At 71.3% G+C, this 9426-nt stretch carries 9 protein-coding genes and 1 pseudogene; 6 read left to right on the top strand and 4 right to left on the bottom strand.

The features are described from left to right. Window positions 1–207 (bottom strand): annotated as a pseudogene (locus KBX53_RS12120) (peptidase M23); the annotation flags it as partial. 419 nt (window positions 208–626) lie between these two features. On the opposite strand from KBX53_RS12120, the gene KBX53_RS12115 reads away from it, so the two are divergent. From KBX53_RS12115 to KBX53_RS12105, 3 genes are read left to right on the top strand one after another with little or no spacing between them, the layout of a single operon-like run. Further along, window positions 627–1547, top strand: coding sequence for a proteasome assembly chaperone family protein (locus KBX53_RS12115; RefSeq protein ID WP_210859195.1), 921 nt, complete (start codon window positions 627–629; stop codon window positions 1545–1547). A 37-nt stretch (window positions 1548–1584) separates the two neighbouring features. After that, on the top strand, window positions 1585–2382 hold the full coding sequence (locus tag KBX53_RS12110) for an exodeoxyribonuclease III (RefSeq protein ID WP_030335068.1): 798 nt from the start codon (window positions 1585–1587) through the stop codon (window positions 2380–2382). A 17-nt stretch (window positions 2383–2399) separates the two neighbouring features. Continuing rightward, window positions 2400–2717: an antibiotic biosynthesis monooxygenase gene (locus tag KBX53_RS12105; RefSeq protein WP_030335071.1), complete on the top strand. Its 318-nt coding sequence runs from the start codon at window positions 2400–2402 to the stop codon at window positions 2715–2717. A gap of 191 nt (window positions 2718–2908) precedes the next feature. Here KBX53_RS12105 and KBX53_RS12100 read toward each other — a convergent pair whose 3' ends face one another. Then, window positions 2909–3877, bottom strand: coding sequence for a zinc-binding dehydrogenase (locus KBX53_RS12100; RefSeq protein ID WP_030335072.1), 969 nt, complete (start codon window positions 3875–3877; stop codon window positions 2909–2911). 289 nt (window positions 3878–4166) lie between these two features. On the opposite strand from KBX53_RS12100, the gene KBX53_RS12095 reads away from it, so the two are divergent. Then, window positions 4167–5069 carry an alpha/beta fold hydrolase gene (locus KBX53_RS12095; protein WP_247675495.1) on the top strand — a complete coding sequence of 301 codons (903 nt, stop codon included), beginning with the start codon at window positions 4167–4169 and terminating at the stop codon, window positions 5067–5069. Between the two features lie 140 nt (window positions 5070–5209). Here the strand turns inward: KBX53_RS12095 and KBX53_RS12090 are convergent, their stop codons facing one another. Both KBX53_RS12090 and KBX53_RS12085 read right to left on the bottom strand, forming a co-directional pair. Continuing rightward, entirely contained in the window at window positions 5210–5875 is a 666-nt protein-coding gene (locus KBX53_RS12090) for a class F sortase (RefSeq protein WP_030335076.1), read from the bottom strand. Window positions 5876–6110: 235 nt separating this feature from the next. Beyond that, window positions 6111–6836: a hypothetical protein gene (locus tag KBX53_RS12085; protein WP_309140759.1), complete on the bottom strand. Its 726-nt coding sequence runs from the start codon at window positions 6834–6836 to the stop codon at window positions 6111–6113. 211 nt (window positions 6837–7047) lie between these two features. On the opposite strand from KBX53_RS12085, the gene trmB reads away from it, so the two are divergent. Together trmB and KBX53_RS12075 are read left to right on the top strand one after the other, a co-directional pair. Further along, window positions 7048–7677, top strand: a complete 630-nt coding sequence (trmB, locus tag KBX53_RS12080) for a tRNA (guanosine(46)-N7)-methyltransferase TrmB (RefSeq protein WP_245233707.1) — start codon at window positions 7048–7050, stop codon at window positions 7675–7677. A 102-nt stretch (window positions 7678–7779) separates the two neighbouring features. After that, the coding region (locus KBX53_RS12075) for an RNA helicase (protein ID WP_210859191.1) at window positions 7780–9426 on the top strand (1647 nt) is incomplete at its 3' end.

The raw sequence follows: 9426 nt of genomic DNA, 5'->3' as shown, positions 1-9426 counted from the left end.
GCGGACCTGGACGACGGCGGTCAGACCGAGGCAGCACACCACGCCCGTCGCCAGCGCCAGCTGTGCCCGGCGTCGACCGGTCAGGTCCCGGGCGTACGCCCGGAGCCGGCTCGCGGCGGTTGTCCGTTCGGTTGAGGTGCCATCCTCCGTATCGGCAGTGGGGGTGCTCGGGGCGTACGTCTCGTCGAGGGTGTCGTCGTCACGCATCAGCCGAGGCTAGGCAGGCCGAGAGCCCGATCACGCACGGTGATCACGTGGTCCTCGACACAGATTCGACGGGTACCGGTGGACGCCCCGGGCGGGTCGACCCGCCCGGGGAACGGACCTCGCGTACCGGATGAAGCGGGTGTCGCGCGCGGACCGCCACAGAAGTCGCAAAGCCGGACATCCAACCACCCGGCCTGACATGATCGACAAACTCGGCCTTTGGGCCGAACCGCCCCTCAACCGATCGGCCAGGCGGCTCAACCGGCTGGCACAAACAACCGATTGGTCCGGTCATGCCCACCACCCGCCCAACGGATCGCCCGGCGCAGGAATGCACCAGGATGGCGGGTACGTTGCCCGAACGGGTGCCCTCCGTCGCGAGCGCGCCCCGCAGGCACATTTCAGGGAGGTCCGCACCGGTGCTCGACCCACACGAGCTCTACCAGCTCACCGACGATCTGCCCGACCTCGGGCAGCCGGTCCTGATCCAGGCCCTCACCGGGTTCGTGGACGCCGGAAACGCCAGCCGACTGGCGCGTGAGCAGCTGCTCACCTCGCTGGAGGGTCGGCCGATCGCCACCTTCGACGTCGACCAGCTCTTCGACTACCGGTCGCGACGACCGGTGATGACCTTCGTCGAGGACCACTGGGAGAGCGTCGACGCGCCCAAGCTGGAGCTGCACCTGCTGCACGACGACGACGAGACCCCGTTCCTGCTGCTCACCGGCCCCGAGCCGGACCTGCAGTGGGAGCGTTTCGTGGCCGCCGTCGCCGGGCTGGCCGCCCGGCTGGACGTCCGGCTCCCCGTGGGGCTCAACTCGATCCCGATGGCGGTCCCGCACACCCGCCCGACCGGGGTGACCGCACACGCCACCCGCCCGGAGCTGATCAGCGGTTACGAGCCCTGGCTGCAACGCGTCCAGGTGCCCGGCAGCGTCGGTCACCTGCTGGAGTTCCGCCTCGGCGAGCAGGGCCGCGACGCGCTCGGCTTCGCCGCCCACGTGCCGCACTACGTGGCGCAGACCGAGTACCCGGCCGCCGCCGAGGTGCTGCTCACCTCGGTGTCCCGCAGCACCGGGCTGCTGCTGCCCGGCGACGGGCTGCGCTCGGCCGCCGAGGTCGTCCGGGTCGAGATCGACCGCCAGGTGGCGCAGACCGAGGACGCCGCGGCCCTGGTCCAGGCCCTGGAGGAGCAGTACGACGCGTTCGCCCGGGGTCGGGGCGAGAAGAGCCTGCTCGCCCCGGACGCCGGTCCCCTGCCCACCGCCGACGAACTCGGCGCGGAACTGGAACGGTTCCTGGCCGAACAGACCCGTCCCGGCGACACCCCGGGCAGCTGAACCAGCGTCGCGCGGGCGAATGCGGCAGGCTGGGGGCATGCGCCTGGCGACCTGGAACGTCAACTCGGTGAAGGCCCGCCTACCCCGGCTGCTGCAGTGGCTGGCCGACACCGGGCCGGACGTCGTCTGCCTGCAGGAGACCAAGTGCCCGGACGGCGCCTTCCCGGTGACCGAGGTGGGCGAGCTGGGCTACACCGTGGCGAGCCACAGCGACGGCCGGTGGAACGGGGTCGCCATCCTGTCCCGGGCCGGGCTGAGTGACGTCCGGGTCGGGTTCGCCGACGAACCCGGCTTCCCCGAGCCCGAGGCCCGAGCCATCTCCGCCACCTGCGACGGGGTGCGGGTCTGGTCGGTGTACGTGCCCAACGGCCGGACGCCGGACGACCCGCACTACGCGTACAAGTTGGCCTGGTTCGCGGCACTGCGTGACGCGCTGGACGCCGAGCTGGCCGCCGGGTTGCCGCTGGCGGTCTGCGGCGACTTCAACGTCGCCCCGACCGACGCCGACGTCTGGGACCCGGCGGTCTTCACCCACTCGACGCACGTCACCCCGGCCGAACGGGCGGCCCTCGCGGCGTTGCGCGACCTCGGCCTCACCGACGTGGTGCCGACCCCGATGAAGGGCCCGCACCCCTTCACCTACTGGGACTACCGCGCCGGCATGTTCCACCAGAACAAGGGCATGAGAATCGACCTGGTGTACGCGTCCGCGCCGTTCGCCCGAGCGGTCCGCTCCGCGTACGTGGACCGCGAGGCCCGCAAGGGCAAGGGCCCCTCCGACCACGCGCCGATCGTTGTCGACGCGGACCTGGTGCCCGCGGTCGAGGCGTTCTGACTGGCTAGGGTGGGCAGATGGCAGTCGTGAAGATCAACGCAATCGACGTCCCGGCCGGCGGCGGCGCGGAGTTGGAGAAGCGGTTCGCCGCCCGAGCCGGCACGGTGGAAAGCTCCCCCGGCTTCCTCGGCTTCGAACTGCTCCGCCCGGTGGCCGGCGAGACCCGCTATTTCGTCTACACGAAGTGGGAGAGCGAAGAGGCGTACCAGGCCTGGGCCGCCGGCCCGTCCCGCGCCGCGCACGCGAGCGCGCCCGGCGACAAGCCCCGCCCCCCGGTCGCCACCGGCGCCAGCCTCCTGGAGTTCGAGGTGGCCCTGCACGTCCCCCAGCCCTAGTTGACCCTCGCGGGGCTTGATCGACTCGGTTTCAGGGAAATCGGGGTGTCCGAATCAGTGGGACACCCCGATTTCAAGGATTGACCGAAGCCACTTCGGCAGTCAGCTCGATCGCCCAGTCAAGCTGCGGACAGTTGTTGCGACCTCGGCAACGGTCCGGGTCGCGGGCCACCGCTTCCGACCAACCCGCCTCAGGGAATGAGCAGGGCCTTGCCTGGGATCGAGCGCGCCTCCATCGCGCGGTGAGCGTCGGCCGCGGAGGACAGCGGGTACTCGCGTGCGATGACCGGGCGGATCCGCCCTTGCACCGCCTCGGTCAGAGCCCTGCTCGCGAGCTGCACCATCTTCGGCGCCTTGAACTGGACGTCCGCGATGCCGTGTACGTCGACGCCGCGCGCCTGAACACTCTGCGGGTCCACCGTGGCGAAGGTGCCACTCGCCGCCCCATGGGCCGAGACCCGCCCGCCGTCGGCCACCAGATGAAAGGCGTCGCTGCCCAGATCTCCCCCGACACCGTCCAGCAGCACGTCGACGGACAGACCACCAAGGGCTTCGCGTACCGCGTCGGCCCACCCCTCCGTGGCGTAGTCGACGACAGCGTCGGCGCCGAGCCGTCGTACAAGTGTGAGCTTGTCCGCGCCACGGGCCGCTCCCACGACCTGCGCACCGAGACCGTGGGCGAGCTGAACGAGCAGCGTTCCCATGCCGCCCGCGGCCCCCAGGATCAGCACCCGGTCGCCAGGCTTGACGCCGAGGCTGTCGATGATGCCCATGGCGGTCACACCGTCGTGTGCGAGACCAGCCGCTTCCCGCAGGCCCAGACCGTCGGGGACCGGCACCAGCCGGTCGACGCTGGTCCGAACCAGTTCAGCGTACGAACCCCGCGTCCCGGCACCCGCGACGACCTGGCGGCCGAGCCAGGACGCGGAGACGCCCGGTCCGGTGGAGACGACCGTTCCGGCCGCTGCGCCGCCCGGCACGTACGGCGGGGTGACGCCGAACCTCTCCCCCCAGCCACTGCGGATCTGAGTCTCCACGTAGATCGTGTCCACGGCTTCGGCCCGAACAATGACCTCCCCCTCCCCGGCCTGCGGATCGGGCAGGTCCACCAGGATCAGAACCTCCGGACCCCCGTACGCAGAGACCTGGATCGCACGCACGTATGTCTCCAATCAGCCGCGGTCCGACGGCTAGGAGCCGCCTCGACACGTCGTCTCAGCGACGCTAGGACTTGAACATTGGTTGAGGTCAAGCCAGAGGTTCGGAGATCGATGGCGGAGTTGACCGGGATGTCGGAACCGCACCGCCACACCCGCGGAGGTGCTCAGGCCGGCACCACAGTCGAATCGCGCCGGACCGGCTGTCTGCGTTGATAGCGTCGAGGCGGCCCGAGCGGTAGCCGGCCACCAGTCGCCCCGCCAGCCGCGCCACGCCGTTCGCCCGGGGCGCATGCCAACGTTCGGGGGGATTCTGGCCATGTTCGACGGCTTCGACGTGTTCGACATCGAGACGCCGGGCGCGACGATCCACGGTCGCCGAGGTGGAAGCGGGCCGCCCGTCCTGCTGCTGCACGGCATCCCCGAGACGCACCTCATGTGGCACAAGGTCGCGCCACGGCTCGCCGAGAAGTACACAGTCGTCGCCACCGACCTGCGGGGCTGGGGCGACAGCGGCACACCGCCCAGCACCTCGGATCACGAGCCGTACAGCATGCGCGCCATCGCCCGCGACCAGATCGAGATGATGCGGATTCTGGGTTACCAGCAGTTCCGGCTCGTCGGCCATGATCGTGGGGCCCGCTGCGCGTACCGTCTCGCCCTGGACGAACCGGACGCCGTCACCCGACTGGCCGTCATGGACGTGGTTCCCATCGGCGACGTCTACAACCGCGCGGACAGGGCGTTCAGCCTCTCCTACTGGGTCTGGTCCTTCCTGGCGGCACCGGCGCCGGTGCCTGAGCAGTTCATCAAGGCAGCGCCCTCAGTGCTCGTCGACTTCATGCTCGACACCTGGCCCGAGGTCAAAGATGCCTTCCCGCCCGAGGTACGGGCGGCGTACGTCAAGCAGTTCAGCGACCCCGCCACGGCGCACGCGATCTGTGAGGAGTTCCGCGCCGCCGCGACGGTGGACTACCAGCAGGACGAGGCGGACCGGGGCAACCGGAAGATCGCCTGCCCGGTGTTGTTCCTCTGGAGCCAGCGCGGCCAGGTCGCGAAGCTCTACGACGACCCGATGGCGATCTGGCGGGAGTGGGCCGACGACGTGCGCGGCGAGCCGGTGCCGGTCGGGCACTTCATCCCGGAGGAGGCCCCCGACGAGACCACCCGCCAACTACTGACCTTCCTGAGTTGACGCTGGGCCGCCCACTGTGCTGACGCTCGGCCGCCCATCCACGGCTTGATCCACTCGGGTTCATTGATCCGGGGGTGTCCGGGCGACGTGGTTACCCCGGTTTCCGTGAAGGCGAGTGGATCAAGCGCCCCGACCGCCGGTCACTGCTTGCGGGTGGACTGGAAGGTGGCGAAGGCGATGACGTTGTCGGCGTAGCCGGTGCGCCCGCCGATGAACTGGCCGCCGCAGGTGATCAACCGCAGCCCGGGTGGCCCGTCGTGGCCGTAGATCCGCTCGGCGGGCAGCTGGTCCTTGGGGAAGTGCTCGACGGTGTCGACCCGGAACACCACCACCGACTCGTCCGCCCGGGCCACCTCGATCAGGTCGCCGGGCTTCAGCTTGCCCAGGTCGTAGAAGACCGACGGGCCGGTCTTCGTGTCCACGTGCCCGACGATCACCGCGGGGCCCGGCTCACCGGGGGTGGGCCCGCGGTCGTACCAACCGGTCTCGTTGTGTTTGTCCAAGGGCGGCACGGCGATCGAGCCGTCGCGCGCCTGCCCGACCGGCGCCACCGGCGCGGCCACCTTGATCGCCGGCACCGAGAGGCGCACCGGGCGGCTGGCCGACAACCCGACTGACTCGCTGCGGGCCGGCCGGTCACCGCCGGCGGGGGCGAAGTCGAGCGGGCCGATCGAGCGGCCCAGCCCCGCCCCGGTGGCGAAGACCCCGGCCAACACCAGCACCACTGCCAGCGGTATCGACCACGGGCTACGGCCGGAGGGGCGACTACGCCGAGGGGCGACGGCGGTCGGCGGACGGGCTGCCACAGTCGGGCGTGCGGGGCTCAGCGGACTGTCGTCCAGCGGCAGGCGGCGATCGTCGTCGAAGCGGTCGTCCGCCGGCCACCGGTCGTCCCGGGCACGGCGGTCGTTGGCAGGCGAGCGGTCGTCACGCGCCGGGCGGGGCCCGGAAGAGGGGCGAGGGCTCGACGACGGGCGGGGGCCGGGAGACGGTCGGGGGCCTGGCGGCGGCGCGGCGGGTCGGAAGATCTCCATGGCCGGCTCAGCGCCCAGCGCCACGGACCAGACGTGGGCGACGCAGCGCCACCACGGCGAGGATCAGCCCGGTGATGGTCAGCGCCGCACCGGCGGGCAACAGCAGCTCGCCGGTCATGCCGCCCGCACCGCCACCGAAGCCGGTGGCGGGACCGCGACTGGGCTGGGGGGACGGCGTCTTCTTGACCACTTGGAGCATGGTCGAGGCGGTCTCGCCGTCGCGGCACTCCAGCTTGACCCGGTAGTTGCCAGGGCGGGTGCGCTCGCGCACCATCGGCGCGGCGGTGAGCACCCCGCGCTGCGGCTGCACGCCGACCGCGCCGAAGGCGTCGGAGACCACTGTGGCGCCCACCGAGTTGTCCCGACAACTGGCCCGGATGCCGACCAGATAGCCGGGCTGCACCGTGCTGGGACTGACCTCGACGAAGATGTCCACCGGCGACGGCGGTTGAGGCGCCCCACCGGGCGGGCCACCGGGCGGCCCTTCCGGCTGCCGGGCCGGCGCAGCGCCGGCGGCGAGCTGGAACACGGCAGGAGCGGCGAGGCCGCGTTCCGGCGCGGATGCCGCGAGGACGGGCGCAGGTGCCGCCAGGGCGGGCACGGACGCCGCGAGGACGGGCGCAGGTGCCGCCAGGGCGGGCACGGACGCCGCGAGCGCGGGCGCGGCGGCCAACAGGGGGCTGGCGAACACGGTCACCAGCGACAGGGTCACGACGCCGCGGGTCAGTCTCACGATGCCCCCTCTCGACGCCGTGCGGCCGGGTCGGGCAGTGGCGCACCCGACCTGCCGTACCAGTTGGATCCTCTCATTTCCGGTCGCACATCACATCCGATCCGCTGGCGGCGTCGCGTAGGCTCGGGACGCTGTGACCGCCACCGACCATTCTCCCGCCGTCCCGCCCGCGAGCCGGACGATCCGCACGTTCCACCCCCGTCGGGGTCGGATGAGCGACCGGCAGACCGACGCGCTGAGCCGGCTCTGGCCCGCGTACGGCCTGGATGTGCCGGACGGGCCTGTGGTGCCCGTCGACCTGGCCGACCTGTTCGGTCGCCGGGCGCCCGTGGTGCTGGAGATCGGTTCGGGCATGGGCGACAGCACCGCCGCGATGGCCGCCGCCGACCCGGATCGAGATTATCTGGCGGTCGAGGTGCACACGCCGGGAATCGCCAACCTCCTCGACCTGGTGGAACGCGCTGGCCTGCGCAACGTACGGGTGGCGCAGGGCGACGCGTTGTCCCTGGTCAGCGGCTTGCCCGAGGATGTGTTGGACGCCGTGCACGTTTTCTTCCCGGACCCGTGGCCGAAGTCCCGCCACCACAAGCGGCGGATCATCCAGCCGACGCACGTGGCGTTGCTGCGGTCACGACTGCGCCCGGGCGGCGTGTTGCACTGCGCGACGGACTGGGCCGAGTACGCCGAGGCGATGAAGGCAACGCTGGACGCCGACCCGGAGCTGGTGGACGCGTACGGCGGCTTCGCGCCGCGTCCGGCGCACCGCCCGGTGACGAAGTTCGAGCGGCGGGCGATCACCGCCGGTCGGCCGGTCGCCGACCTGCTGTACCGCCGGCGGTGACCGACGAAACGCCCTAACCGCAATGCGGCGGGGCGTCTGGGCGGGGTCCGGTGCGGGCCCGGTTGGCGTAGCGGGGCATGATCCAGGCACCATGGACAGGCTATGACGCTCACCGCCGCGCTGCCGACAAGCGCCGACCCCGACACCCTCTTCGACGCGTTCGCCGGCTGGGCGAAGGAGCGCGGCCTCGACCTCTACCCGCATCAGGAAGAGGCGGTCATCGAGATCGTCTCCGGCGCCAACCTGATCATGAACACGCCCACCGGCTCGGGCAAGAGCCTGGTGGCGATCGCGGCGCACTTCGCGGCCCTCGCCGACAGCCGCACGACCTTCTACACCGCGCCGATCAAGGCGTTGGTGTCGGAAAAGTTCTTCGCGCTCTGCGAGGTCTTCGGCGCCGAGAACGTCGGGATGCTCACCGGCGACGCCAGCGTCAACGCCGACGCCCCGATCATCTGCTGCACCGCGGAGATCCTGGCCAACCTGGCGCTGCGCGAGGGCGAACGGGCCGACGTCGGCCAGGTGATCATGGACGAGTTCCACTTCTACGCCGAGCCCGACCGGGGCTGGGCGTGGCAGGTGCCGATCATCGAGCTGCCGCAGGCCCAGTTCATCCTGATGTCCGCCACCCTGGGGGACACCACCCGCTTCGTCGACGACCTGACCCGGCGCACCGGGCGGCCGACCGCCGTCGTGCGCTCGGCCGAGCGGCCGGTCCCGCTCATCTTCTCGTACGCGATGACGCCGCTGCACGAGACGCTCGAGGAGCTGCTGGAGACCAAGCAGGCCCCGGTGTACGTGGTGCACTTCACCCAGGCCGCCGCGCTGGAACGCGCCCAGGCGCTGACCAGCGTCAACGTCGCGACCCGCGCCGAGAAGGACATGATCGCCCAGGCGATCGGCAACTTCCGGTTCACCGCCGGCTTCGGCAAGACGCTCTCCCGGTTGGTCCGGCACGGCATCGGCGTGCACCACGCCGGCATGCTGCCCAAGTACCGCCGCCTGGTGGAGACCCTCGCCCAGGCCGGTCTACTCAAGGTCATCTGCGGGACCGACACCCTCGGCGTCGGCATCAACGTGCCAATCCGCACCGTGCTGTTCACCGGCCTTTCCAAGTACGACGGGGTACGCACCCGACTGCTCAAGAACCGGGAGTTCCACCAGATCGCCGGGCGGGCCGGGCGGGCCGGTTACGACACCATCGGCCGGGTCGTGGTGCAGGCCCCCGAGCACGTCATCGACAACGAGAAGGCCCTCGCCAAAGCCGGCGACGACCCGAAGAAGCGCCGCAAGGTGGTGCGCAAGAAGCCGCCGGAGGGTTCGATCGGCTGGGGTCAGCCCACCTTCGACCGACTTGTCGACGCCGAGCCGGAGCCGCTGACCTCCAGCTTCCAGGTCAGCCACTCGATGCTGCTCAACGTCATCGGCCGGCCCGGTGACGCGTTCGCCGCGATGCGGCACCTGCTCACCGACAACCACGAGGAGCCGGCCGCACAGCGCCGGCACATCCGCCGGGCGATCGCCATCTACCGGGCGCTGCGGGCCGGCGGGGTCGTCGAGGAGCTGCCCGAACCGGACGAGACCGGCCGCCGGATCCGGCTCACCGTCGACCTCCAGCTCGACTTCGCCCTCAACCAGCCGCTCTCCCCCCTCGCCCTGGCCACCATCGAGTTGCTCGACGCCGAGTCCCCGTCGTACGCGCTCGACGTGCTCAGCGTGATCGAGTCGATCCTCGACGACCCCCGGCAG

This window comes from Micromonospora sp. M51 (assembly GCF_018070305.1).
GTDB classification, from domain to species: domain Bacteria; phylum Actinomycetota; class Actinomycetes; order Mycobacteriales; family Micromonosporaceae; genus Micromonospora; species Micromonospora parva.
Note: the sequence above shows the minus strand (reverse complement) of the source record. Positions and strands in the feature narration are given on the sequence as shown.

What these genes read in the sequence shown, in the direction of transcription:
- KBX53_RS12110 (WP_030335068.1), top strand. Translation starts at nt 1,585, where the DNA reads ATGCGCCTGGCGACCTGGAACGTCAACTCGGTGAAGGCCCGCCTACCC.
- KBX53_RS12105 (WP_030335071.1), top strand. Translation starts at nt 2,400, where the DNA reads ATGGCAGTCGTGAAGATCAACGCAATCGACGTCCCGGCCGGCGGCGGC.
- KBX53_RS12095 (WP_247675495.1), top strand. Translation starts at nt 4,167, where the DNA reads ATGCCAACGTTCGGGGGGATTCTGGCCATGTTCGACGGCTTCGACGTG.
- trmB (WP_245233707.1), top strand. Translation starts at nt 7,048, where the DNA reads ATGAGCGACCGGCAGACCGACGCGCTGAGCCGGCTCTGGCCCGCGTAC.